The sequence below is a fragment of the Pseudomonas sp. R1-1 genome (assembly GCF_051132135.1).
Lineage (GTDB): Bacteria > Pseudomonadota > Gammaproteobacteria > Pseudomonadales > Pseudomonadaceae > Aquipseudomonas.
Genome location: NZ_CP071663.1, coordinates 1,327,339 through 1,351,412, shown reverse-complemented (window position 1 = coordinate 1,351,412; position 24,074 = coordinate 1,327,339). Strand labels below are relative to the sequence as shown.

At 60.0% G+C, this 24,074-nt stretch carries 22 protein-coding genes; 15 read left to right on the top strand and 7 right to left on the bottom strand.

All coding sequences use genetic code 11. The features are described 5' to 3' along the window. Positions 1-28: 28 nt before the first annotated feature. The 3 genes from grxD to J3P75_RS06245 form a co-directional block, all read right to left on the bottom strand. Complete coding sequence (grxD, locus tag J3P75_RS06255) at positions 29-370, bottom strand: Grx4 family monothiol glutaredoxin (RefSeq protein WP_434709662.1); 342 nt, start codon at positions 368-370, stop codon at positions 29-31. A gap of 99 nt (positions 371-469) precedes the next feature. Next, the gene (locus J3P75_RS06250; protein ID WP_434709661.1) at positions 470-2,575 is read right to left on the bottom strand and encodes a molybdopterin oxidoreductase family protein; all 2,106 of its coding nucleotides are present in this window, start codon (positions 2,573-2,575) and stop codon (positions 470-472) included. A gap of 135 nt (positions 2,576-2,710) precedes the next feature. Continuing rightward, positions 2,711-3,001 (bottom strand): hypothetical protein, encoded by a 291-nt coding sequence (locus tag J3P75_RS06245; RefSeq protein WP_090285872.1) that lies wholly within the window; start codon positions 2,999-3,001, stop codon positions 2,711-2,713. A gap of 404 nt (positions 3,002-3,405) precedes the next feature. Between J3P75_RS06245 and argF the strand changes: the two genes are divergently transcribed. Both argF and J3P75_RS06235 read left to right on the top strand, forming a co-directional pair. Then, the gene (gene argF, locus J3P75_RS06240) at positions 3,406-4,326 is read left to right on the top strand and encodes an ornithine carbamoyltransferase (RefSeq protein WP_093098769.1); all 921 of its coding nucleotides are present in this window, start codon (positions 3,406-3,408) and stop codon (positions 4,324-4,326) included. Continuing rightward, complete coding sequence (locus J3P75_RS06235) at positions 4,323-5,432, top strand: ABC transporter ATP-binding protein (protein ID WP_434595828.1); 1,110 nt, start codon at positions 4,323-4,325, stop codon at positions 5,430-5,432. Before argF ends, J3P75_RS06235 begins: the two co-directional genes overlap by 4 nt. 118 nt (positions 5,433-5,550) lie before the next feature. Here J3P75_RS06235 and J3P75_RS06230 read toward each other — a convergent pair whose 3' ends face one another. Then, entirely contained in the window at positions 5,551-6,333 is a 783-nt protein-coding gene (locus J3P75_RS06230; protein WP_434709660.1) for a PhzF family phenazine biosynthesis protein, read from the bottom strand. 99 nt (positions 6,334-6,432) lie between these two features. Continuing rightward, positions 6,433-6,903 carry a Cys-tRNA(Pro) deacylase gene (ybaK, locus tag J3P75_RS06225; RefSeq protein WP_434595824.1) on the bottom strand — a complete coding sequence of 157 codons (471 nt, stop codon included), beginning with the start codon at positions 6,901-6,903 and terminating at the stop codon, positions 6,433-6,435. Between the two features lie 363 nt (positions 6,904-7,266). Between ybaK and J3P75_RS06220 the strand changes: the two genes are divergently transcribed. The 4 genes from J3P75_RS06220 (at position 7,267) to glpD (ending at position 12,383) form a co-directional block, all read left to right on the top strand. Further along, complete coding sequence (locus J3P75_RS06220) at positions 7,267-8,118, top strand: MIP/aquaporin family protein (protein WP_203419327.1); 852 nt, start codon at positions 7,267-7,269, stop codon at positions 8,116-8,118. A 77-nt stretch (positions 8,119-8,195) separates the two neighbouring features. Further along, positions 8,196-9,698 carry a glycerol kinase GlpK gene (gene glpK / locus J3P75_RS06215; RefSeq protein WP_434709659.1) on the top strand — a complete coding sequence of 501 codons (1,503 nt, stop codon included), beginning with the start codon at positions 8,196-8,198 and terminating at the stop codon, positions 9,696-9,698. A gap of 95 nt (positions 9,699-9,793) precedes the next feature. After that, positions 9,794-10,549 carry a DeoR/GlpR family transcriptional regulator gene (locus tag J3P75_RS06210; protein WP_007963957.1) on the top strand — a complete coding sequence of 252 codons (756 nt, stop codon included), beginning with the start codon at positions 9,794-9,796 and terminating at the stop codon, positions 10,547-10,549. A gap of 298 nt (positions 10,550-10,847) precedes the next feature. After that, positions 10,848-12,383, top strand: coding sequence for a glycerol-3-phosphate dehydrogenase (gene glpD, locus J3P75_RS06205; RefSeq protein WP_434709658.1), 1,536 nt, complete (start codon positions 10,848-10,850; stop codon positions 12,381-12,383). 287 nt (positions 12,384-12,670) lie between these two features. Here glpD and J3P75_RS06200 read toward each other — a convergent pair whose 3' ends face one another. Further along, on the bottom strand, positions 12,671-13,558 hold the full coding sequence (locus J3P75_RS06200; RefSeq protein WP_434711223.1) for a LysR family transcriptional regulator: 888 nt from the start codon (positions 13,556-13,558) through the stop codon (positions 12,671-12,673). 105 nt (positions 13,559-13,663) lie between these two features. On the opposite strand from J3P75_RS06200, the gene J3P75_RS06195 reads away from it, so the two are divergent. From J3P75_RS06195 to J3P75_RS06155, 9 genes are all read left to right on the top strand, one after another. After that, positions 13,664-15,016 (top strand): MFS transporter, encoded by a 1,353-nt coding sequence (locus tag J3P75_RS06195; protein ID WP_434709657.1) that lies wholly within the window; start codon positions 13,664-13,666, stop codon positions 15,014-15,016. Next, positions 15,013-15,417, top strand: coding sequence for a DUF4440 domain-containing protein (locus J3P75_RS06190; RefSeq protein ID WP_434709656.1), 405 nt, complete (start codon positions 15,013-15,015; stop codon positions 15,415-15,417). Before J3P75_RS06195 ends, J3P75_RS06190 begins: the two co-directional genes overlap by 4 nt. A gap of 266 nt (positions 15,418-15,683) precedes the next feature. Then, positions 15,684-16,610, top strand: coding sequence for a glutamate/aspartate ABC transporter substrate-binding protein (locus tag J3P75_RS06185; RefSeq protein WP_203419338.1), 927 nt, complete (start codon positions 15,684-15,686; stop codon positions 16,608-16,610). Positions 16,611-16,802: 192 nt separating this feature from the next. Further along, the gene (locus J3P75_RS06180) at positions 16,803-17,549 is read left to right on the top strand and encodes an amino acid ABC transporter permease (RefSeq protein WP_039758393.1); all 747 of its coding nucleotides are present in this window, start codon (positions 16,803-16,805) and stop codon (positions 17,547-17,549) included. After that, on the top strand, positions 17,549-18,220 hold the full coding sequence (locus J3P75_RS06175; protein WP_090285895.1) for an amino acid ABC transporter permease: 672 nt from the start codon (positions 17,549-17,551) through the stop codon (positions 18,218-18,220). The genes J3P75_RS06180 and J3P75_RS06175 overlap by 1 nt, the downstream gene beginning before the upstream one ends. Then, on the top strand, positions 18,217-18,951 hold the full coding sequence (locus J3P75_RS06170) for an amino acid ABC transporter ATP-binding protein (RefSeq protein WP_007916729.1): 735 nt from the start codon (positions 18,217-18,219) through the stop codon (positions 18,949-18,951). Before J3P75_RS06175 ends, J3P75_RS06170 begins: the two co-directional genes overlap by 4 nt. 160 nt (positions 18,952-19,111) lie before the next feature. Further along, positions 19,112-21,013: a sensor histidine kinase gene (locus tag J3P75_RS06165; protein WP_434709655.1), complete on the top strand. Its 1,902-nt coding sequence runs from the start codon at positions 19,112-19,114 to the stop codon at positions 21,011-21,013. A gap of 44 nt (positions 21,014-21,057) precedes the next feature. After that, positions 21,058-22,335, top strand: coding sequence for a sigma-54-dependent transcriptional regulator (locus J3P75_RS06160; RefSeq protein ID WP_434711221.1), 1,278 nt, complete (start codon positions 21,058-21,060; stop codon positions 22,333-22,335). 8 nt (positions 22,336-22,343) lie between these two features. Further along, positions 22,344-22,673, top strand: coding sequence for a GlpM family protein (locus J3P75_RS06155; RefSeq protein ID WP_434711219.1), 330 nt, complete (start codon positions 22,344-22,346; stop codon positions 22,671-22,673). A gap of 250 nt (positions 22,674-22,923) precedes the next feature. Here the strand turns inward: J3P75_RS06155 and J3P75_RS06150 are convergent, their stop codons facing one another. Next, entirely contained in the window at positions 22,924-23,958 is a 1,035-nt protein-coding gene (locus tag J3P75_RS06150; RefSeq protein WP_434711217.1) for an alpha/beta fold hydrolase, read from the bottom strand. Positions 23,959-24,074: the final 116 nt, after the last annotated feature.

The window sequence follows — 24,074 nt, the reverse complement described above, 5'->3', positions numbered from 1 at the left end:
GAGCAGGCTCGCTCCTACAGAAAAGCGATCAAGCTTCGGACTTGTTCGCCGCAGCGGCTTCGACAGCCGACTTGATGGTGCTCTGCAGCGAACCGTCTTGCGCCATCTCGGTCATGATGTCGCTGCCGCCGATCAGCTCACCGCCAACCCACAGTTGCGGGAAAGTCGGCCAGTTGGCGTACTTCGGCAGGTTGGCGCGGATTTCCGGGTTCTGCAGGATGTCCACGTACGCAAACTTTTCGCCACAGGCCATGACAGCCTGCGCAGCTTTTGCGGAGAAGCCGCACTGCGGGGCATTCGGCGAGCCTTTCATGTAAAGCAGAATGGTGTTGTTGGCAATCTGCTCTTTAATCGTTTCGATGATATCCATGGAGCACCTCGGCTGAACTTTCCGACTCATGGGTCGGCACGGTGGCGCATTGTAACGGAATCCCGAGCGCGCTGCTCGGTCTCCCCGACAGACACATGCTCAGGCCGCCACCACCGTCACCGGCACACCATTGAGCGCCGCGTTGCCGGACAACTCATCGAGTTGGCATTCATCGGTCAGGTCGTTGGCACTCGAGCCCGGCTGGCCGCTGGCAATTGCCATTTGCACGCCCGGTCGCGCATGGCCCCAACCGTGCGGCAGGCTGACCACTCCTTGCATCATGTCCTCGCTGCCGAGCACTTCCACTTCGATCTGGCCGACCCGCGAACTGACGCGTACTCGCTGGCCGTCACTGAGACCTCGACTGGCGAGATCGGCCGGATGCATGAGCAACTGATGACGCGGTTTGCCTTTCACCAGACGATGGTAGTTGTGCATCCACGAGTTGTTGCTGCGCACGTGGCGGCGGCCGATCATCAGCAGTTGATCGATAGCGGGTGCCTGCAATGCGGCGAAGCGTTGAAGATCGGCGAGTATTTGCGGTGGTGCGGCCTGGACTCGCTGATTCGAGGTTTTCATACGCGCGGCCAGATTGGGCCGCAGAGCGCCCAGATCAATCCCGTGCGGATGATCGAACAACGTCGCCAGCGACAGTTTGTGTTCGGACGCGTCGCCATAAAGGCCCATGCGCAGGCCCATGTCGATCATCTTCGACGGCGGCATGGTCGGTTTCAGTTCCTTGCCGGTCTGCGCCGCAAACGCTTTGGCGAGGCCGACGAAGATTTCCCAGTCATGCAGCGCACCTTCAGGTTTGGCGAGGATTGCGCGATTGAAGCGACTGACATTGCGCACCGCAAACAGATTGAACGTGGTGTCGTAGTGATCGTTTTCCAGTGCCGAGGTCGATGGCAGGATCAGGTCGGCGTAGCACGTGGTTTCGTTGATGTACAGGTCGATGCTGAGCATGAACTCCAGCCCGTCCAGCGCCTGCTCCAGTTGCCGCCCGTTCGGTGTCGACAGCACTGGATTGCCAGCCACGGTGATCAATGCGCGGATCTGCCCTTCGCCTCCGGTGAGCATTTCCTCGGCCAGCGCCGACACCGGCAACTCGCCACCGTATTCGGGACGGCCGGAAACGCGACTTTGCCATTTATTGAAATGCCCGCCCGAAGTCGAAGCCACCAGATCGACAGCGGGCTCGGTGCATAAAGCACCGCCGACGCGGTCGAGGTTGCCGGTGACCAGGTTGATCAACTGCACGAGCCAATGACACAGCGTGCCGAACGCCTGAGTCGAAACGCCCATGCGTCCGTAGCACACCGCACTCGGCGCCGCAGCGAAGTCGCGTGCCAGTTGGCGGATTTGCTCTGCGGGGACGGCGCACAACGGGCTCATCGCCTCCGCCGTGAACGTCGCCACCGCAGCGCGCACCTCGTCGAGGCCGTCGACCGGCAGATGGCTGCCGCGAGTCAGACCTTCACTGAACAATGTGTTCAGCACGCCAAACAACAGCGCCGCATCGCCGCCCGGACGCACGAAGAGATGCTGATCGGCCATCGCCGCCGTTTCGCTGCGGCGCGGATCGACCACCACCACTTTGCCGCCGCGCGCCTGAATCGCTTTGAGGCGCTTCTCGACATCCGGCACGGTCATGATGCTGCCATTCGACGCCAGCGGATTACCGCCGAGGATCAACATGAAATCGGTGTGATCGATGTCCGGAATCGGCAGCAGCAAGCCGTGGCCGTACATCAGGTAACTGCTGAGGTGATGCGGCAACTGGTCAACCGAGGTCGCCGAGTAGCGATTACGGGTTTTCAGCAAGCCGAGAAAGTAGTTGCTGTGGGTCATCAGCCCATAGTTATGCACGCTCGGGTTGCCCTGATAGACCGCCACGGCGTTTTGCCCGTGACGCTCCTGAATTGCCGCCAGCTTCGACGCCACCAGTGCAAACGCTTCGTCCCAGCCGATAGGCAGCCATTCGCTACCGACCCGCCGCATCGGTTGGCGCAGGCGATCCGGGTCATTCTGGATATCTTGCAGCGCCACCGCTTTGGGGCAGATGTGGCCGCGACTGAAGGTATCGAGGGCATCGCCCTTGATCGAAGTGATCGCGACCTGGCCATCGGTTTCAGTGGTCTCGATGGTCAGGCCACAGATGGCCTCACACAGGTGGCAGGCACGGTGATGGAGAGTCTTGGTCATGGCCAGTCTCTGTCTTGTTCGGGGCGGGCGATCGCGTCCGCGGGAAGAAAACTATGGCCCCGCCAGCACCACGGCGCCAGCGACGTTCGTCTTGTGAATCGGGGCTTATCAGGCGAGCCGATACCGCTGCAGCCGTCAGTTCGACGGCAACTGGGGTGGCGGCGCCAGCTGGATTTCCTGAATGGTTTCGATCTGCTCGTGAGCGACGTGCACGCCGGTCAGTTCGCCAATCAGGCGCCAGTGCTCGTCGAGCCCGGCGCTGATCGTGGCCATGCGGTCGATCATGTGGCGACCGGCCGTCTTCACCACTTCGTCTTCACTGCGCAGCAGTTCGAACGACATCGAGGTGACCGACGCGGTAAGGTGGGTCAAGGAGCGAGCCGTGTGGCCCAGCAGTTCCATTAACAGTTGTTCTTTCGATTCCATGCGGAGGCTTCCTGCGTCGCTCGAATGTTATTTATAACCCAGCACTTTGCTTTAGCAAATGTTTCAGCCCGGACATCCGACCAAGAGAATCCGCCGCGCCCACGCCTCAAACCGACCAAAGCCATGCCGTGTGCGGCGCGGCGCATTGCCAAGCGCGGCGGGGCCAGTGTACAAAGAGGCTCGCTGCGGCCCTGAACCCGGCTGCAAATGCGCGACTGCATTTCGCAGAGCGCCCTTCGATTCCCGCGTAAACCGTAGCCTATTGGCGTAACGCGACATTTAATGTCAATATCGCGCCTTCCCCTATTCCGTCGCCCCGTGCGGCTTACGCCGCAGGTCTCGCCCGTTGTTCCGTTAAACAAGGCTTTGAGCATCTGCGGTTGGTAGCAAAAAGGTAGTCAATGATGAGCGCAAGGCACTTTCTCTCCCTGATGGATTGCACGCCCGAAGAGCTGGTCAGCGTGATCCGTCGAGGCGTTGAGCTCAAGGACCTGCGTAAGCGCGGCGTACTGTTCGAGCCTCTGAAAAACCGCGTACTGGGGATGATCTTCGAAAAGTCCTCGACCCGCACCCGCATCTCTTTCGAGGCCGGGATGATCCAGCTCGGCGGTCAGGCGATCTTCCTCTCGCCACGCGACACCCAACTGGGCCGTGGCGAGCCGATCGGCGACTGTGCCATCGTCATGTCGAGCATGCTCGATGCGGTAATGATCCGCACCTTCGCCCACAGCACCCTGACCGAATTCGCCGCCAACTCGCGCGTGCCGGTGATCAACGGCCTGTCCGACGACCTGCACCCGTGCCAGTTGCTGGCGGATATGCAAACCTTCCTCGAACATCGCGGCTCGATCCAGGGCAAGACCGTGGCGTGGATCGGCGATGGCAACAACATGTGCAACAGCTATATAGAAGCGGCGATCCAGTTCGACTTCCAGTTGCGCGTTGCCTGCCCGCAAGGTTATGAACCGAACCCCGAGTTCGTCGCCCGTGCCGGTGACCGTGTGACCATCGTCCGTGATCCGCAGGATGCTGTGCGTGGCGCGCATCTGGTGAGCACCGATGTCTGGACTTCGATGGGTCAGGAAGAGGAAACTGCCAAGCGCCTCAAGTTGTTCGCGCCGTTTCAGGTCAACCGTGCCCTGCTCGACCTCGCCGCCGAGGACGTGTTGTTCATGCATTGCCTGCCGGCGCACCGCGGCGAAGAAATCAGTCTCGACCTGCTTGATGACCCGCGTTCAGTCGCCTGGGATCAGGCAGAAAACCGTCTCCACGCACAGAAGGCCCTGCTCGAGTTCCTCGTCGAACCGGCATATCACCACGCATGAGTCATGAATTACTGCTGAACCTGCGCAACCTCGCTTGCGGCTACCAAGATCAACGTGTGGTGCAGAATCTCAATCTGCACCTCAACGCCGGCGACATCGGTTGCCTGCTCGGCTCGTCCGGCTGCGGCAAGACCACCACGCTGCGCGCCATCGCCGGTTTCGAGCCGGTGCACGAGGGCGAAATCACCCTCGGTGGCGAAACCCTGTCCAGCGCCGGGTTCACCCTGGCGCCGGAGAAACGCCGGATCGGCATGGTGTTCCAGGATTACGCGCTGTTTCCGCACCTGAGCGTGGCCGACAACATCGCTTTCGGCATTCGCAAGCACCCGAACAAGCAACGCGTCACCGAAGAGCTGCTGGAACTGGTCAACCTGAAGAACCTCGGCAAGCGCTTCCCGCATGAATTGTCCGGCGGTCAGCAACAGCGTGTCGCCCTCGCCCGCGCCCTGGCCCCGGAGCCGCAATTGCTGCTGCTCGATGAGCCGTTTTCCAACCTTGATGGCGAACTGCGCCGCAAGCTCAGCCATGAGGTGCGCGACATTCTCAAGGCACGTGGCACCAGCGCGATTCTGGTGACCCACGATCAGGAAGAAGCCTTCGCCGTCAGCGATCACGTCGGCGTGTTCAAGGAAGGGCGGCTGGAACAATGGGACACGCCGTACAACCTCTACCACGAGCCGGCGACGCCTTATGTGGCCAGTTTCATCGGTCAGGGCTATTTCATTCGCGGGCAACTCGCCAGCCCGGAGTCGGTGCAGACCGAACTCGGTGAGCTGCGCGGCAACCGTGCTTACACTTGGCCAATCGGCGGCGCGGTCGATGTGTTGCTGCGTCCGGACGACATTGTCTATGCGCCGGATAGCTCACTGAAGGCGCAGATTGTCGGCAAGACGTTCCTAGGCGCTTCGACGCTGTATCGTCTGCAGCTACCGACCGGTGCGCAACTGGAATCGATTTTCCCCAGCCATGCGGACCATCAGGTCGGTGCCGATGTGGGGATTCGGGTAGTGGCCGAGCATCTGGTGCTGTTCCAGGCGTCCGGCAGCACGGCGGCGCAGATTCCGGCAGTGGAAAATGGCGTTCGCCGGCATAGCACAGCCCTTTAAGCGACACATTGATACCCTGTGGGAGCTAGCCTGCTAGCGATTCGATTGATCTGTCACTACTAAGGTGACTGACACATCGCAATCGCTAGCAGGCTAGCTCCCACAGTGGGTATTGCGATTAGTTAAGGAGCAATGTTCCGCTCGCCACCAATGTCGCATTGCCGCCGATCTTCACCCGCTCACCTTCCAGTCGACAGAACAACTCCCCGCCTCGCGCCGAGCGCTGGCAGGCGGTCAGGCTCGATTTGCCCAGACGCTTCGACCAATAAGGAATCAGGCTGCAGTGGGTCGATCCGGTGACCGGATCTTCATTGATGCCAATCGCCGGGGCGAAATAGCGTGAGACGAAATCATGCTGGTTGCCGCGAGCGGTAACGATCGCGCCCAGCCACGGCAGCTTCGCCAGCGCCGCCATGTCCGGCGTGCAATCGAGCACCGCCTGTTCTGACTCCAGCACCACGAACAACTCGTTGGAGCCGAGCACATCAACCGCTTCGACGCCCAACGCGCGCTCCACGTCCAGCGTCACGCCGATCTCGGTTGGCACGATGCAAGGGAAGTCCAGCCACAACCGATCGCCCTCACGGCTGACGCTCAGCGGCCCGGATTTGCAGATGAAGTCGATACGCTCAGCGGTTTCCCCGTAGATCTCGAACAGCACATAAGCGCTGGCCAGCGTCGCGTGCCCGCACAGCGGCACTTCGGTGGTAGGGGTGAACCAGCGGATATGCCAGGCCTGGCCTTCGCGCACCAGGAACGCGGTTTCCGCCAGATTGTGCTCAGCGGCAATCTTCTGCATCAACTCGTCGGCGAGCCACGCATCGAGCCGATATACCATCGCCGGATTGCCGCTGAACGGCCGGTCACTGAACGCGTCGACCTGATGAAACGCAAGCTGCATAACCTTCTCCTTTAAGTCAATCGACACAGCATGCGACCACGCGGCGGGCGGCGCCAGTGACAGAACCGGCGATTTTCTTTCATACAGTGCCGAGGCAGTTCATGGCCGGCCGATGTCGGCGAATGTCGCCTGGGTGTGCTCGGCAAGCACTGCTGGCGCCAACTCGACTTCCAAACCACGGCGCCCGGCGCTGACATAGACAGTGGCGAAGCCTTGCGCTGAGTTATCAATGAACGTACGCAGGCGCTTCTTCTGCCCCAGCGGACTGATGCCGCCCAACAGATAACCGGTGGAACGCTGCGCCGCTGCCGGGTCAGCCATTTCAACTTTCTTCACCCCTGCCGCATGCGCCAGACCTTTCAGATCAAGGCTTCCGACGACCGGCACCACCGCCACCAGCAATTCGCCTTTTTCGCTCGCCGCCAGCAGCGTCTTGAACACCTGCGCCGGCTCAAGCGCCAATTTCTCTGCAGCCTCGAGCCCGTATGAAGCGGCTTTGGGGTCATGTTCGTAACTGTGCACGCGATGTTCGGCACGAACTTTTTTCAACAAGTCCAACGCGGGGGTCATGGCAGCTCCGGGCTCGGCAGTGACAGAAATAACCTGCGGCGGATTCTAGGCGATCACCGTACAAAAGGCTCTAGTGCATGCCACGATTCCCGGGACCTGCAGCGATTTCAGGCCAACCAGACGGCACCTTCGACGAGGGATCATTCACGCTACGAATAGTTTTATTGTGACCGACAGTTCACTTTCGACCTTTGACAGGTTTGTTTCTTGTCTATATTTTTTCGAAACTGAATAATGTAAGAATTATCGATATTGCAGTACCCAGCAGTAAACCGGGGACGGAATGGGGATTCCTAACCGGCGGATATCGCGCCCTGCACTGTTGGCAGCGCGCCACACAACAACAAAAAACCGAGGTATTCAATGACCACTGCTTTACCGCAACCATCGCTGTCCGGCCAATGCCTGGCCGAATTTCTCGGCACCGCGCTTTTGATTTTCTTCGGCACCGGTTGTGTTGCCGCGCTCAAGGTCGCGGGCGCCAGCTTCGGCCTGTGGGAAATCAGCATCATCTGGGGCGTCGGCGTGAGCATGGCGATCTACCTGACCGCCGGGGTCTCCGGCGCGCATCTGAATCCGGCCGTGAGCATCGCTCTGGCGGTTTTTGCCGACTTCGAAAAGCGCAAACTGCCGTTCTACATTCTTTCGCAGATTGCCGGCGCCTTCTGTGGCGCGCTGCTGGTCTATACCCTGTACAGCAATCTGTTCTTCGATTTCGAACAAACTCACCAGATGGTTCGCGGTTCGGCCGCCAGCCTTGAGCTGGCCTCGGTGTTCTCGACGTTCCCGAATCCGGCGCTGTCGACCGCGCAGGCCTTTCTGGTCGAGATGATCATCACCGCCATCCTGATGGGCGTGATCATGGCCCTGACCGACGACAACAACGGCCTGCCGCGCGGCCCGATGGCGCCGCTGCTGATCGGCTTGCTGATCGCCGTGATCGGCAGCTCGATGGGCCCGCTGACCGGTTTTGCGATGAACCCGGCGCGCGATTTCGGTCCGAAACTGATGACTTTCTTCACCGGCTGGGGTGAAATTTCCTTCACTGGCGGCCGTGACATTCCGTACTTCCTGATTCCGATTTTTGCACCGATTGTCGGTGCCTGCCTCGGCGCTGCCGGGTACCGCGGGCTCATCGCCCGCCACCTGACCGGCGCCACACCTGCTACAAAGGATGCAGAACCGGCCATTGACGGCAAACCCAGAACGTCCTGAAACAGTCGGCGCCGGCTCCTGCCCGTCCGAGCCTGCGCCACGGCCCACTCTCCCTTATTTCGTCCAAGGCAATCGACATGACCGACATTCAGAACAAGAACTACATCATTGCCCTCGATCAGGGTACGACCAGTTCGCGCGCGATCATTTTCGACCGCGATGCGAATGTGGTCTGCACCGCGCAGCGCGAGTTCGTCCAGCACTACCCGCAGGCCGGTTGGGTCGAGCACGATCCGATGGAAATTTTCGCCACCCAGAGCGCGGTAATGGTCGAAGCCCTGGCCCAGGCGGGCCTGCATCACGATCAGGTGGCTGCCATCGGCATCACCAACCAGCGTGAAACCACCGTGGTCTGGGACAAGACCACCGGCCGCCCGGTGTACAACGCCATCGTCTGGCAGTGCCGCCGCAGTACCGAGATCTGCCAGCAGCTCAAGCGTGATGGTCACGAAGAATACATCCGCGACACCACGGGTCTGGTCACCGACCCGTACTTCTCCGGCACCAAGCTGAAGTGGATTCTCGACAACGTCGAAGGCAGCCGCGAGCGTGCGCGCAACGGCGAACTGCTGTTCGGCACCGTCGATAGCTGGCTGATCTGGAAATTCACCGGCGGCAAGGTGCACGTCACCGACTACACCAACGCCTCACGCACCATGCTCTTCAACATCCATTCGCTGGAGTGGGATTCGAAGATGCTGGAAATTCTCGACATCCCGCGTGAAATGCTCCCCGAGGTCAAAGCCTCGTCGGAGATCTACGGTCGCACCAAGAGTGGCATCGCCATTGGCGGTATCGCCGGCGACCAACAAGCCGCATTGTTCGGCCAGATGTGCGTAGAGCCGGGTCAGGCGAAAAACACCTACGGCACCGGCTGCTTCCTGCTGATGAATACCGGCGACAAAGCGGTTAAATCGCAGCACGGCATGCTCACCACCATCGCTTGCGGCCCACGCGGCGAAGTGGCTTACGCACTGGAAGGCGCGGTGTTCAACGGCGGTTCGACCGTGCAGTGGCTGCGTGACGAACTGAAAATCGTCAACGACGCCCACGACACCGAGTACTTCGCCAACAAGGTCAAGGACAGCAACGGCGTCTATCTGGTACCGGCCTTCACCGGTCTCGGCGCGCCGTACTGGGACCCGTATGCCCGTGGCGCGCTGTTCGGCCTGACGCGTGGTGTGCGTGTGGATCACATCATCCGCGCCGCGCTGGAATCGATCGCCTACCAGACCCGCGATGTGCTCGACGCCATGCAACAGGACTCCGGCGAACGCCTCAAGGCGTTGCGTGTGGACGGCGGCGCAGTGGCGAACAACTTCCTCATGCAGTTCCAGGCCGACATCCTCGGCACCCAGGTGGAGCGCCCGCAAATGCGCGAAACCACCGCCCTCGGCGCGGCGTATCTGGCCGGTCTGGCGTGCGGTTTCTGGGGCAGTCTGGAAGAACTGCGCGGCAAAGCGGTGATTGAGCGCGAGTTCGAACCGAGCCTCGACGAAACCGCGAAAGAGAAACTGTACAAAGGCTGGAAAAAAGCCGTCAGCCGCACCCGTGACTGGGCGCGCGAGGACGCTGAATAAGCCAAGGTTCAGTTACAGACAGGCATCAAACTGGTCGGGAGCGGATTCCTGCGGCATCATGGGCAAATTTTGCTTGGCAGCCCAAAGGAAGCCCCATGAATCTGCCTCCCCGTCAGCAGCAAATCCTCGAGCTGGTCCGCGAACGCGGCTATGTCAGCATCGAGGAAATGGCCACGCTGTTCGTTGTTACCCCGCAAACCATTCGCCGCGATATCAATCAGCTCGCGGAAGCCAATCTGCTGCGTCGCTACCACGGCGGCGCGGCGTACGATTCCAGTGTCGAAAACACCGCCTATGCGATGCGCGCCGATCAGATGCGCGACGAAAAACAACGCATCGGCGAAGCCATCGCCGCGCAGATCCCGGATCACGCCTCGCTGTTCATCAACATCGGCACCACCACCGAATCGATTGCCCGCGCCCTGCTCAACCACAGCCATCTGAAAATCATCACCAACAACCTCAACGTGGCGTCGATGCTCAGTGCCAAGGACGATTTCGACGTACTGTTGACCGGCGGCAATGTACGGCGCGACGGCGGCGTGGTCGGTCAGGCGAGCGTGGATTTCATCAATCAGTTCAAGGTCGATTTCGCCCTGGTCGGGATCAGCGGCATCGACGAGGATGGCAGCCTGCTCGACTTCGATTATCAGGAAGTGCGGGTATCCCAGGCGATCATTGCCAACGCGCGCCAGGTGATTCTGGCGGCAGACTCAAGCAAGTTCGGGCGTAACGCGATGATCCGGCTGGGGCCGATCAGCCTGATCGATTGCCTGGTGACCGATCAGCAACCGGTGCCGGCGCTGGCGCAGTTGCTGAGTCAGCACAAGATTCGCCTCGAAGTCGTTTAACCTCTCGTTCCCACGCTCTGCGTGGGAATGCCGCCGGGGACGCTCCGCGTCCCGTCTCAACGGCCGACGCAGAGCGTCGATGGATGCATTCCCACGCAGAGCGTGGGAACGATCTGCATCACCTCTTCTGCGCCATCGTGCGCATCCCATGTTCGATAATTTTCCTTTCCCCGCCCTTCGATGAGTTTTTTCAATCGAAGGCGACTGGCTGTGCGCGTGTTTATGGGCTACCATTTTCGCAAATGAACATTTATGTTCGATTTCAAATATAGAAAATCAAAAAACCCGAGGCCAGCCAATGTCCACCTCTACCTTGCGAACGCCCCCTATCTCCGAGATCTACGATATCGCCGTCATTGGTGGCGGGATCAACGGCGTCGGGATCGCTGCGGACGCCGCCGGTCGCGGGCTCTCGGTGTTCCTTTGTGAAAAGGACGATCTGGCCAGCCACACCTCCTCGGCCAGCAGCAAGCTGATCCACGGTGGCCTGCGCTATCTCGAACATTACGAATTCCGTCTGGTGCGTGAAGCGCTGGCCGAACGCGAGGTGTTGCTGGCCAAGGCGCCGCACATCGTCAAACCGATGCGCTTTGTGCTGCCGCACCGCCCGCACCTGCGCCCGGCGTGGATGATCCGTGCCGGCCTGTTCCTGTATGACAACCTCGGCAAGCGCGAAAAACTGCCAGGCTCGAAAAGTCTGAAGTTCGGCGCGGACAGCGCACTGAAAAGCGAAATCAAGAGAGGCTTCGAATACTCCGATTGCTGGGTAGACGATGCTCGCCTCGTGGTGCTCAACGCCATGGCCGCCCGTGAAAAAGGCGCTCATGTGCACACCCAGACCCGCTGCGTCAGCGCGCGCCGCGCCAAAGGCTTGTGGCATCTGCATCTGGAACGCGCTGATGGCAGCCTGTTCTCGATCACGGCCAAAGCTCTGGTCAACGCTGCCGGCCCCTGGGTCGCCAAGTTCATTCGCGACGATCTGAAGATGGAATCGCCGTACGGCATCCGTCTGATTCAGGGCAGCCACATCATCGTGCCGAAGCTGTACGAAGGCGAGCATGCGCACATTCTGCAAAACGAAGACCAGCGCATCGTCTTCACCATTCCGTACCTGAACCACTTCACGCTGATCGGCACCACCGACCGCGAATACACCGGGGACCCGGCCAAAGTGGCGATTACCGAAGCTGAAACCGACTATCTGCTGAAAGTGGTCAACGAACACTTCAAGAAGCAGCTCAGCCGCGACGACATCCAGCACAGCTACTCGGGTGTACGTCCGTTGTGCAACGACGAATCGGATAACCCATCGGCCGTGACCCGCGACTACACACTGGCGCTGTCCGGCAACGCGCAAGAGGCGCCATTGCTGTCGGTGTTCGGCGGCAAGCTGACCACCTACCGCAAACTCGCCGAGTCGGCGATGGCGCAGTTGATGCCGTTCTTCACCCAGATGCGCCCAAGCTGGACCGCCACGGCGACCCTGCCCGGCGGCGAAGACATGACCACCCCGCAGGCACTCAGCGCACTGATCCGCGACAAGTTCGACTTCGTCCCGACGGAAATCGCCCGTCGCTGGTCGGTGACCTACGGCAGCCGCACCTGGCGCATGCTCGAAGGCGTAGAAAGCCTGGCCGACATGGGCGAACACATCGGCGGCGGGCTCTATACCCGCGAAGTCGATTATCTGTGCAGCGAAGAGTGGGCCACCACCGCGCATGACATTTTGTGGCGTCGCACCAAGCTGGGGTTGTTCACTACAGCGGACGAGCAGCAGAAGCTGGCGACGTATCTGGGCAAGGTTGAGCAGAACCGCAAGATCGAAGCGGCGTGATGTGAGCAACGCTTGAACGAAAGCCCCTGAATCGTGAGATTCAGGGGCTTTTTGTTTTGTGGGCCCTGCAGGATCTGATGGGGTCAGTCAGATCTTTTCCCCCTCACCCCAGCCCTCCGAAACGTCGGACCGCCCCCAAGGGGTAGAGGGGGAAGGGAGCCGATCTTCATGAGGTTCAAATTCTGAGTTCGACTCGGTATGCCAGGTTAGTGCATCTCGCCCAGTCGCTAAGATCAGTCCCCTCTCCCTCCGGGAGAGGGCTAGGGTGAGGGGCTTTCAGGTCGGCATCACCGAGACAGGTGAAGCAACAGAAAATCAATGAACGCCCGTGACTTGTGCGGCAGGTGCGCTGTGTTGGGAAACACTACATTGATCGACTGTGATGGCAGTGAATAGCCAGGCAGCAAACGCACCAGACGCCCGGCGACAATATCGTCTTCGACCATCCATGCCGGCAGTACTGAAGCACCCAGCGATGACAAGGTCATCGAGCGGATCGCTGTAGAGGAATTCGACTCGAAGTGACTGGTACCGTTGACCTCCACGCTTCGCCCTTGCGCGTCACGCAACGTCCACTGCGTCGGCGCCTGAAGATTGCTGTTGGCGATCCACGGCAGGTGGTTCAGGTCTTGCGGCTCTGCTACCGGATGGCGGGCGAGAAACGCCTCGGTCGCCACCAGGACAATTTCGTAGTCCGCCAACTTGCGACACTTGAACGCCGAGTCCGCCAGATTACCCAGACGTACCACCAGATCCAGCTTTTCTGCGACCAGGTCATTCAACGAAGAATTAAAGTTGTAGCACAGGCGAATCTCCGGATAGCGCTCGGAAAACAACGGTATCAACGGCAGGATAAACTTCTCGCCGTACTCGCTGGTTGAACTAATCCGTAACTTTCCCGATACCCGGTTATTACCCTCCAATACATTGTCAAAGGCATTGTCGATATCCGCGACAATACCCTTGAACTCTTCATAAAAGTCCTGCCCTATCTCCGTCAGGGCTATGTTGCGGGTATTGCGGATCAGCAACGTCGCCGACAGGACTTCCTCAAGTGCCTTGACGTGCAGGCTGGCCATGGCTTTGCTGATGCTGAGGTAATTCGCAGCCTTGGTATAAGAACCAAAATCGACCACCGCGAGAAATGTCTGAACCCGATTAAGGTGAGAGTGCATAACGTGTTGGCTCACTGTTAAATCCTGTCAAACATTGTTTTAAGCATAGTCGTATCGACACTTCGAGTCCACCGCCTCTATCCTGCGCGGCAAAGAGGATATGCAATGAACTATCGCTACAAGATCGCGCTGATCTTTCTGATCGGCTTCTTTATTGACTGTATAAACATATTCATGTCGGCGGTAGCCCTGCCAAGTATATCGGCAACTTTGCAGGTCAGTACTTCATCGGTGGCATGGGTCGCCAATGCTTATATCCTTGGCCTTACCCTGATTATTCCAGTCAGCACCTGGCTGGCCGGACGTTTTGGCAGCCGCGGGATTCTTACGGCGTCGATGCTGGTGTTCACAGGTTCGGTGTGGATGTGCGGGCTGTCGGACAGCTTCCACGAACTGGTTGTCTGGCGCTTCCTGCAGGGAATAGGCGGCGGGTTGTTGATTCCGGTCGGGCAGGCTTTGACCTTCAATCTGTTTCAGGGTGAACAGCGGGCAAAAATTTCCACACTGGTGATGGCCGTCGCACTGATCGCCCCGGCCATCTCACCGACTGTTGGCGGCATTATTGTCGATAGCAGCTCCTGGCGCTGGGTGTTCTACAGCAACATTCCGTTCTCGCTGATCGCCGCCGGGCTGTCGTGGTTCTGGATCAAGGAAAGCAAACCGGCCAGCCTGCCCCGCCCGGACATCAAAGGCCTGTTGCTGGTCAGCGCCGCACTCGCCAGCCTGCTGCTGGGCATGTCGTTGTACGGCGGCGATTACCCGTCGTTGGTCGCGCTGATCTGCGTCGCGGCCGGTCTGCTGTTCATCGCGCTGTACCTGCTGCACTACCGCCGCTGCAGCAATGCGATCATTGAATTGAGCCTGCTCAAAAGCAAAAAGCTCAGCACCTCGATCCTCATCTATTACGCGATTCCCGGTGTGTTCACCGGGGTCAATCTGATGAGCATTTTCTTCCTGCAGGACACCCTGCATTTCAGCGCCCGCCTGACCGGCATGTTCATGATTGTCTATGCCATCGGCGCGTTCATCGCCATGACGATTTGCGGCCGGGTCTACAACCGCGTCGGCGCCAAGCGTCTGTTCACCTTAGGAATGCTGCTGCACAGCGCCGGTATCGCCACGCTGACACTGGTCAACGACCCGACGGACCTGTGGGTGATTGTCATCGCTTACAGCTTGATGGGCGTTGGCGGCGGCATCGGTGCCAACACTGCACAAACCACCTCACTGATGGACTTTGCCGGCGGTGATACGCACAAGGCCAGCGTGATCTGGAACATCAACCGGCAGATGTCGTTCAGCCTCGGTGCCGCGTTGTTTCTGATGATTTTCAACGTGCTGCTCAAGCAGTTCGAAATCACCGCGGCCTATCACGCCACCTTCGCACTGGCGGCAGTGATCGGGCTGTTCCCGCTTTTTCAAATGAGCCAATTGAACACTCCGAAGGAAAACCCATGACGCATGACTTGGTTGAACTGGCCGAACACAGTATTCATCACGTTCACGAACTGATCCATCGCGTGTTCACCGATGCCGACGGAACCGGCGAAGCGAGCATAGAGCCGTTGATGCAGGCGTTTGCAGATGACTTCAGCATGGTCGGGGTTTCGGCCATCCCGTTGAACCGCTGGGAAGTCGAGCAATTGTTCAGAGGTGCCGTGGGGGCACGTCCGGGAGTTGAGATCGGCGTCAGCGATTTGCACACTGTCTGGCAGGATGATGAGACGCTGGCGCTGAGCTACGTGGAAACCAATCGGCTGGATGGCACTGAACATTCGCGGCTGTCGGTGGTGATCCTGCGTGCGTCTTTACAGGGCGTGAAATGGGTGTACTTGCATGAAACACCACTTGCGGGGTAACTGCTATGCCATGTTCGGTTTTCCGAACGAGACTCTTCAGTCAGTTCGGTAAACCGGATCGACCATCTAAAAAATTACCATCATAAAAATTTAATAACGTTATAAAACAGCAGCTTAACCATCGCTGACCGCTCTGGCACGACTCATGCTCTACACTCTCTCGACGAATGCCCGCTGAGCCAACGCTTCAGGAGCCGTCAGGCATTCGAAGCACAAAAGGGCCGACAAACTGGCTCCATAAAAAAAACAATGTCGAGGAAAATTTGATGCGCATCGTTCCCCATATCCTGGGCGCAGCCATTGCTGCCGCTCTGATCAGCACGCCAGTTTTCGCCGCCGAACTCACCGGCACCCTGAAGAAAATCAACGATTCCGGTACCGTCACGCTCGCTCACCGCGACAGCTCCATCCCGTTTTCCTACATCGCGGATGCCTCCGGCAAACCCGTGGGCTACTCCCACGACATTCAGATGGCGATCGTTGAAGCCCTGAAAAAAGACCTGAACAAGCCAGACCTGCAGGTCAAGTACAACCTGGTGACCTCGCAAACCCGTATCCCGCTGATCCAGAACGGCACCGCGGATATCGAATGTGGCTCCACCACCAACAACACCGAACGCGCCCAGCAGGTCGACTTCACCGTCAACATCTTCGAAATCGGCACCCGTCTGCTGGTCAAGAAAGACAAGGAAGGCAAGCCGTCCTATAACGACTTCGCTGACCTCAAGGGCAAAAACGTCGTGACCACCGCCGGCACCACGTCCGAGCGCATCATCAAAGCGATGAACGCCGACAAGCAGATGGGCATGAACATCATCTCCGCCAAAGACCACGGTGAATCCTTCAACATGCTCGAAAGCGGTCGCGCCGTTGCCTTCATGATGGACGACGCCCTGCTGGCCGGTGAAGAAGCCAAGGCCAAGAAGCCGACCGACTGGGTCATTACCGGCACGCCGCAGTCCTTCGAAGCCTATGCCTGCATGGTTCGCAAAGGCGACGCGCCGTTCAAGAAGGCTGTCGATGACGCCATTGTCGGCCTGTACAAGTCTGGCGAGATCAACAAGATCTACAGCAAGTGGTTCGAAAGCCCGATCCCGCCAAAAGGCCTGAACCTGAACTTCCCGATGAGCGACAAGGTGAAGGAACTGATCGCCAATCCGAGCGACAAGCCTGCGCCTGACGTGAAAATCTGATTCCTGACTAACCTTATCGTCTGAGGGAGCGACCTCCCTCAGACGTCTGTTACTGCCTGCTGGCTTTGCTGTGGAACACTCGACCTGGCGGTTTTCGAGCCGATCGTGTGTGCCTGACGTTCAACGTCAGGTGGGAACGGATTTTCCCCAAGCGGGTGCTTGTACATCGATCGATTTCGAGGGGAGACCCTAATGAATTACAACTGGGACTGGGGCGTGTTCTTCAAGTCCACCGGCGTTGGCAGCGAGACTTATCTCGACTGGTACATCGCCGGCCTGGGCTGGACCATTGGCATCGCTGTCGTGGCGTGGATCATCGCTTTGCTGCTGGGCTCCATTCTGGGGGTCATGCGCACTGTGCCAAACCGCATCGTAGCGGGCATCGCGACCTGCTACGTGGAACTGTTTCGCAACGTGCCGCTGCTGGTTCAGCTGTTCATCTGGTACTTCCTGGTACCCGACCTGCTGCCGCAGAACCTGCAGGACTGGTACAAGCAAGACCTCAACCCGACCACCTCGGCGTACCTGAGCGTTGTCGTGTGCCTGGGTCTGTTCACCGCTGCCCGTGTCTGCGAGCAGGTGCGCACCGGTATCCAGGCGCTGCCACGCGGTCAGGAATCTGCTGCCCGCGCCATGGGTTTCAAGCTGCCGCAGATCTACTGGAACGTGCTGCTGCCGCAGGCGTACCGGATCATCATTCCGCCGCTCACCTCGGAATTCCTCAACGTCTTCAAGAACTCCTCCGTGGCGTCCCTGATCGGCCTGATGGAACTGCTGGCGCAAACCAAACAGACCGCCGAGTTTTCCGCCAACCTGTTTGAAGCCTTCACCCTGGCCACGCTGATCTACTTCACCCTGAACATGAGCCTGATGTTGCTGATGCGCATGGTCGAGAAGAAAGTCGCAGTGCCCGGCCTGATCTCCGTGGGGGGTAAATAATGGACTTCGATTTCAGCGGCATCATCCCCGCGATCCCGGGCCTGTGGAACGGCATGGTCATGACCTTGCAGTTGATGGTCATGGGCGTAATCGGCGGCATCGTGCTCGGCACGATCCTGGCGCTGATGCGCCTGTCGTCGAGCAGACTGCTGTCGAACATTGCCGGCGCATACGTCAACTATTTCCGCTCGATCCCGCTGCTGCTGGTGATCACCTGGTTCTACCTGGCAGTGCCGTTCGTGCTGCGCTGGATCACCGGCGAAGACACGCCGATCGGTGCATTCACCTCGTGCGTCGTGGCATTCATGATGTTCGAAGCGGCGTATTTCTGTGAAATCGTGCGGGCCGGCGTTCAGTCGATTCCCAAAGGTCAGATGGCCGCCGCGCAAGCGATGGGCATGACCTACGGCCAGACCATGCGCCTGATCATCCTGCCCCAGGCGTTCCGCAAGATGACGCCGTTGCTGCTGCAACAGAGCATCATCCTGTTCCAGGACACCTCGCTGGTCTACACCGTGGGCCTGGTCGACTTCCTCAACTCCGCGCGCTCCAACGGCGACATCATCGGCCGCTCCAACGAGTTCCTGATCTTCGCCGGTGTCGTCTACTTCATCATCAGCTTTTCCGCCTCGCTGCTGGTCAAGCGTCTGCAAAAAAGGTTCGCCGTATGATCTCTATCAAGAACATCAACAAGTGGTATGGGGACTTCCAGGTGCTGACTGATTGCAGCACCGAGGTCAAGAAAGGCGAAGTGATCGTGGTCTGCGGCCCGTCGGGCTCGGGCAAGTCGACGCTGATCAAATGCGTCAACGCGCTGGAGCCGTTCCAGAAAGGCGACATCGTCGTCGACGGCACGTCGATTGCCGACCCGAAGACCAACCTGCCGAAACTGCGCTCGCGCGTCGGCATGGTGTTCCAGCATTTCGAGCTGTTCCCGCACCTGACCATTACCGAAAACCTGACCATCGCGCAGATTAAGGTGCTGGGCCGCAGCAAGGAAGAGGCGACCAAGAAAGGTCTGCAACTGCTTGAGCGCGTCGGCCTCTCGGCACACGCTCACAAGCATCCGGGGCAATTGTCCGGTGGCCAGCAACAGCGTGTGGCGATTGCCCGTGCGCTGGCGATGGACCCGATCGTCATGCTGTTCGACGAACCGACCTCGGCGCTCGACCCGGAAATGGTCAACGAAGTGCTGGACGTGATGGTGCAACTGGCCCACGAAGGCATGACCATGATGTGCGTGACCCACGAAATGGGCTTCGCCCGTAAAGTGGCCGACCGCGTGATCTTCATGGACGCCGGCAAGATCATCGAAGACTGCCCGAAAGAGGAATTCTTCGGCGACATCAGCGCCCGCTCCGAACGCGCGCAGCACTTCCTCGAGAAAATCCTGCAGCACTAAAAAGCGTCATTCTCCAACTGTGGGAGCGAGCCTGCTCGCGAATGCGATCTGTCAGACGATGATGATGTGAATGACAAAGCGCTTTCGCGAGCAGGCTCGCTCCCACAAGGGGCGGCAGCGCCTGTGAAACAAGTGTGGTGGTTGACCCAAGGCAACTGTGATGAAATGCGACCCCAATCTCTATCGCGCAGCGCCGCCATCACTTGCCGTGAAGCCCCGTCTGATTCGTCATCTGTTCCTGCCGCCGCTGGTCATCGCCTTGATGATCGGTCTGGGTTTCATCGGCTTCTGGACCAGTGAACATTTCGGTATCCGCAGCCTCGGCGAAAATGGCCAGCGTCAGCTGGAACTGCATGCCCGTGCGGTCGAAAGCGAGATCAGCAAATACACCTACCTGCCCAGCCTGCTCGAACTGGAAACCAGTGTTTCGCAGCTGCTGGCCGACCCGACCCCGGAAACCCGGCGCACGGTCAACGATTACCTTGAAGGCCTGAACCGGCGCAGCCGCAGTCGGGCCATCTACGTCATGGACACCACCGGCCGCGTCATGGCCACCAGCAACTGGCGCGATGTCGACAGCTACCTCGGTGAAGACCTGTCCTTTCGCGCCTACTTCCAGAAAGCCGTTCGCGGCGAACCGGGACGCTTCTACGGCATCGGCAGCACCAGCGGCGAGCCCGGTTATTACCTGGCCCACGGCCTCGAAGAGCACGGCAAGATCATCGGCGTCGCGGTGGTCAAAGTGCGCCTGGAAGCCATGGAAGAACGCTGGCAGCGTGCGCGCCTGGAAGCGTTTGTCAGCGACGAGAACGGCATCATCATTCTCTCCAGCGATCCGGCCCGACGCCTCAAGTCGGTGATCCCGCTGAGCGACGAGGTCAAGGAAAAACTGGCGCGCAGCCTGCAGTACTACTGGTTCCCGCTCAATGAACTGCAACCGCTGGCCCGCGAAACGCTGGACGAAGGCGTGGAAAAACTCACCTTCCCGGCCAACAGCGAAGTGCAGTCCGACGAAGACGACATCAGTTACCTGGCGCAGACCCGGCCGCTGAGCGACACGCCGTGGAATTTCACCCTGCTCACCCCGTTGCAGGACCTGCGCCGCGAAGCGATCAATCAAGGCATTCTGGTCGCCGTGGCGTTCGCCTTTCTCGCCTTCCTGCTGATCGCCTGGAACGAGCGGCGCAAAGTTATCGCCACCCGCCTCGCCGCCCGCGAAGCCCTGCAAGAAGCCAACAGCCAACTCGAGCGTCGGATTACCGAACGCACCACCGATCTGCGCGCCAGCAACGAACGGTTGAAGAGCCAGATCCGCGAACGCCGTCAGGCCGAAGAGACCTTGCGCCGCGCCCAGGATGAACTGGTGCAGGCCGGTAAACTCGCCGCCATCGGCCAGATGTCGACCAGCATCGCCCACGAACTGAACCAACCGCTGGCGGCGATGCGCACGCTATCCGGCAACACCGTGCGCTTCCTTGAGCGCGGTCAGCTGGACGTCGCCAGCACCAACCTCAAGACCATCAATGACCTGATCGATCGCATGGGCCGCATCACCGCCAGCCTGCGCTCGTTCGCCCGGCGCGGCGACAACCACGGCCAGGCCAGCCTCGGCAAAGCCGTCGAGGCGGCGCTGCAATTGCTCGGCGCACGCTTGGAAAACTCAACGCTGCAGATTCATCGGCAATTCAGCGATGTGCAGTTGCACATCGACCAGACCCGTCTGGAGCAGATTCTGGTGAACCTGATCGGCAACGCCCTCGACGCCATGCACGCGCAAGCGCAACCCGAGTTGTGGCTGGAAGGCGAAGAATTCGACGGCAAGTATCGCCTGCGCGTGCGCGACAACGGCCACGGCATCGACGCCGAAGCGCGCAAGCATCTGTTCGAACCGTTTTTCACCACCAAACCCGGCGCGCAAGGTCTGGGCCTGGGCCTGACCCTCTCCGCCAGCCTCGCGGCCGCCACCGGCGGGCATCTGGGTGTCGAACACCCGGCCAGCGGTGGCACCACTTTCGTCCTCAGTTTACCGCTGGTAAGCCCTACTCCTGCCGAGCCCATATGAATAACGATCTCAGTGTGCTGATCGTCGAAGACGACCCCCATGTGCTGCTCGGCTGCCAACAGGCACTGACCCTGGAAGACATTCCCTGCATCGGCGTCGGCAGTGCCGAAGAAGCGCTGGAGCAGGTTGGCGACAACTTTGCCGGCATCGTCATCAGCGACATTCGCCTGCCGGGCATCGATGGCCTGGAACTGCTGACCCGCCTCAAGGCCCGTGATCGCAGCCTGCCGGTGGTGCTGATCACCGGCCACGGCGATATCTCGATGGCTGTGGGTGCGATGCAAAAAGGCGCCTATGACTTCATGGAAAAACCGTTCTCGCCGGAGCGTCTGGTCGATGTCGCGCGGCGTGCGCTGGAACAACGCAGCCTCGCCCGCGAAGTGACGTCGCTGCGCCGGCAACTGGCCGAACGCGATTCGCTGGAAGGCCGCATCATCGGCCGTTCGCCCGCCATGCAGAACCTGCGCGAACTGATCGCCAACGTCGCCGACACCTCGGCCAACGTACTGATCGAGGGCGAGACCGGCACCGGCAAGGAACTGGTCGCGCGCTGCCTGCACGATTTCAGCCGCCGCCACAGCAAACAGTTCGTTGCGCTGAACTGCGGCGGCCTGCCGGAGAACCTCTTTGAAAGCGAGATCTTCGGCCACGAGGCCAACGCCTTTACCGGAGCCGGCAAACGCCGCATCGGCAAGATCGAACACGCCGACGGCGGCACGCTGTTCCTCGACGAAGTGGAAAGCATGCCGCTGCCGTTGCAAATCAAGCTGCTGCGCGTGTTGCAGGAACGCACCCTCGAACGCCTCGGCTCAAACCAGAGCGTGGCGGTCGATTGCCGGGTCATTGCGGCGACCAAATCCGACCTCGACGCCTCGAGCAAGGCCGGCGAGTTTCGCAGCGACTTGTATTACCGCCTCAACGTCGTGACCCTTGAACTGCCGCCGCTGCGCGAACGCCGCGAAGACATCCTGCAACTGTTCGAACACTTCACCCAGCAATCGGCGCTGCGCTTCGACCGTGCCTTGCCGGAGCTGGACAACCAGACGCTGTCGAACCTGATGAGCCACGACTGGCCGGGCAACGTGCGCGAACTGCGCAACGTCGCCGAACGCTTCGCCCTTGGCTTGCCGGCGTTCAAGAAATCCGGCGCCAGCAGCGGCCAGGGCCTGGCGTTTGCCGAAGCGGTGGAAGCCTTCGAACGCAACCTGCTCAGCGACGCCCTGCAACGCAGCGGCGGCAACCTGACCCAGGCGAGCCTGGAGCTGGGCATGGCCAAGACCACGCTGTTCGACAAAGTGAAAAAGTACGGGCTGAGCCACTGATGGATCTGATTCTCAAAGCCGCGATCGGCGCCGCCGTGGTGCTGATCCTCGCGGCGCTGTCGAAAACCAGAAACTATTACATCGCAGGTCTGGTGCCGCTGTTTCCGACCTTTGCGCTGATTGCGCATTACATCGTCGGCAAGGGGCGCTCGGTTGAGGATCTGAAAACCACCATCGTGTTCGGGATGTGGTCGATCATTCCGTACTTCGTTTATCTGGCGACGTTGTATGTGATGGTGGACCGGATGCGGCTGGAGGCTTCGCTGGCTGTGGCGGCGGTGGCGTGGTTGCTGGCGGCGACTGTGTTGGTGACTGTTTGGGTGCGTATTCACAGTTGAGATCAAAAGCCCCTCATCGGAACGCCGCCCGCCCAACCCTCTCCCAAAGGGAGAGGGGGCTGACCGCAGGGTTCTTGAGGGTTTCGTCGAGGTGAAAACCGAGTCGGCTATGGATGCACCAGCTTGATAACACTCACCGAATCCATAATCGACTCAATCGTTCAGGTCGGCAGATAGCGCAAGACGCCTCGGTCAGTCCCCTCTCCCTCCGGGAGAGGGTTAGGGTGAGGGTTGCTCTTGATCCGGGGACCTAAAGCACATCCCCACGCGCCACCGGCTCAACCCGCGCCCAATGCGACGTATCCTCACGATGCGCCTGCAAATACGGCAACACCGCCGCCAGCAACGGTTCCTTGAACGCTTCCTGAAACCGATGCGCCAACCCCGGAATCAGTTTCAACTGACTGCCCTGAATGTGCGCCGCCAGATGCACGCCATGCATGACCGGCAGCAGCGGATCCGCCGTGCCGTGCACCACCAGCGTCGGTACGCGCAACTGGTTGAGCAGGGCCACCCGGCTCGGCTCGGCAAGAATGGCCATGATCTGCCGCTTCACACCTTCGGGGTTGAACGCTCGGTCATAGGACGCCGCGGCCTGTTGCAGCAGCGCCTGGCGATCATCGGTAACGTTGGGGCTGCCCAGCGCCGCGAGCAGATCGGCTTGCTGTTCCAGCGCCATCTGACGATTCGGTGCGCCGCGGCGCGACAGTAACTGCACCAGCGCCGCACTCGGGGCCGGCAAGCCTTCGGCGCCGGAAGTGCTCATGATCAGCGTCAGGCTCTCGACGCGCTGCGGCGCCATCGCTGCCACATGCTGAGCGATCATCCCGCCCATGCTCGCGCCAAGTACGTGAAATTGCTGCACCTGCAAGGCGTCCATCAGACCCAGCGCATCGTCCGCCATGTCGGTCAGGCTGTAAGGCGCCGCCACCGGCAGGCCGAGCTTGTAGCGCAGCACTTCAAAGGTCAGGTTGGCTTCTACCGGCGCCTGACGCCAGGTCGACAGCCCGACATCGCGATTGTCATAACGAATCACCCGAAAGCCCTGCTGACACAGCGCAACCACCACTTCATCCGGCCAGTGAATCAACTGCCCTCCCAAACCCATCACCAGCAGCAGCGCCGGGTCCGAGGCGCGGCCAATGCTTTGATAGGCGATGCTCACCTGCGCCAGATCGGCCCGCTCGGTCGGCACATTGACGTCGCAACGCGCCGCCGCCCCTGCCGTCGAACCGAACAAAAGCGCGGCCAATACGGCCGCGATAGAAAGAAAATGCTTACCCATGAAAAACACCGAAACGCAGAACCCCAGTAAGCCGCGAGTCTGATGATGTTTGTTCAAGCGCGCTGCCACAGTTCGATGACAGTTTGATGAAGAGTGCCGAGTGGTCATTGCGCCGC

Bases quoted from the DNA above. Each gene is read 5' to 3' on its own strand.
- grxD (WP_434709662.1), bottom strand. From the start codon at position 370: ATGGATATCATCGAAACGATTAAAGAGCAGATTGCCAACAACACCATT.
- J3P75_RS06250 (WP_434709661.1), bottom strand. From the start codon at position 2,575: ATGACCAAGACTCTCCATCACCGTGCCTGCCACCTGTGTGAGGCCATC.
- J3P75_RS06245 (WP_090285872.1), bottom strand. From the start codon at position 3,001: ATGGAATCGAAAGAACAACTGTTAATGGAACTGCTGGGCCACACGGCT.
- argF (WP_093098769.1), top strand. From the start codon at position 3,406: ATGAGCGCAAGGCACTTTCTCTCCCTGATGGATTGCACGCCCGAAGAG.
- J3P75_RS06235 (WP_434595828.1), top strand. From the start codon at position 4,323: ATGAGTCATGAATTACTGCTGAACCTGCGCAACCTCGCTTGCGGCTAC.
- J3P75_RS06230 (WP_434709660.1), bottom strand. From the start codon at position 6,333: ATGCAGCTTGCGTTTCATCAGGTCGACGCGTTCAGTGACCGGCCGTTC.
- ybaK (WP_434595824.1), bottom strand. From the start codon at position 6,903: ATGACCCCCGCGTTGGACTTGTTGAAAAAAGTTCGTGCCGAACATCGC.
- J3P75_RS06220 (WP_203419327.1), top strand. From the start codon at position 7,267: ATGACCACTGCTTTACCGCAACCATCGCTGTCCGGCCAATGCCTGGCC.
- glpK (WP_434709659.1), top strand. From the start codon at position 8,196: ATGACCGACATTCAGAACAAGAACTACATCATTGCCCTCGATCAGGGT.
- J3P75_RS06210 (WP_007963957.1), top strand. From the start codon at position 9,794: ATGAATCTGCCTCCCCGTCAGCAGCAAATCCTCGAGCTGGTCCGCGAA.
- glpD (WP_434709658.1), top strand. From the start codon at position 10,848: ATGTCCACCTCTACCTTGCGAACGCCCCCTATCTCCGAGATCTACGAT.
- J3P75_RS06200 (WP_434711223.1), bottom strand. From the start codon at position 13,558: ATGCACTCTCACCTTAATCGGGTTCAGACATTTCTCGCGGTGGTCGAT.
- J3P75_RS06195 (WP_434709657.1), top strand. From the start codon at position 13,664: ATGAACTATCGCTACAAGATCGCGCTGATCTTTCTGATCGGCTTCTTT.
- J3P75_RS06190 (WP_434709656.1), top strand. From the start codon at position 15,013: ATGACGCATGACTTGGTTGAACTGGCCGAACACAGTATTCATCACGTT.
- J3P75_RS06185 (WP_203419338.1), top strand. From the start codon at position 15,684: ATGCGCATCGTTCCCCATATCCTGGGCGCAGCCATTGCTGCCGCTCTG.
- J3P75_RS06180 (WP_039758393.1), top strand. From the start codon at position 16,803: ATGAATTACAACTGGGACTGGGGCGTGTTCTTCAAGTCCACCGGCGTT.
- J3P75_RS06175 (WP_090285895.1), top strand. From the start codon at position 17,549: ATGGACTTCGATTTCAGCGGCATCATCCCCGCGATCCCGGGCCTGTGG.
- J3P75_RS06170 (WP_007916729.1), top strand. From the start codon at position 18,217: ATGATCTCTATCAAGAACATCAACAAGTGGTATGGGGACTTCCAGGTG.
- J3P75_RS06165 (WP_434709655.1), top strand. From the start codon at position 19,112: ATGAAATGCGACCCCAATCTCTATCGCGCAGCGCCGCCATCACTTGCC.
- J3P75_RS06150 (WP_434711217.1), bottom strand. From the start codon at position 23,958: ATGGGTAAGCATTTTCTTTCTATCGCGGCCGTATTGGCCGCGCTTTTG.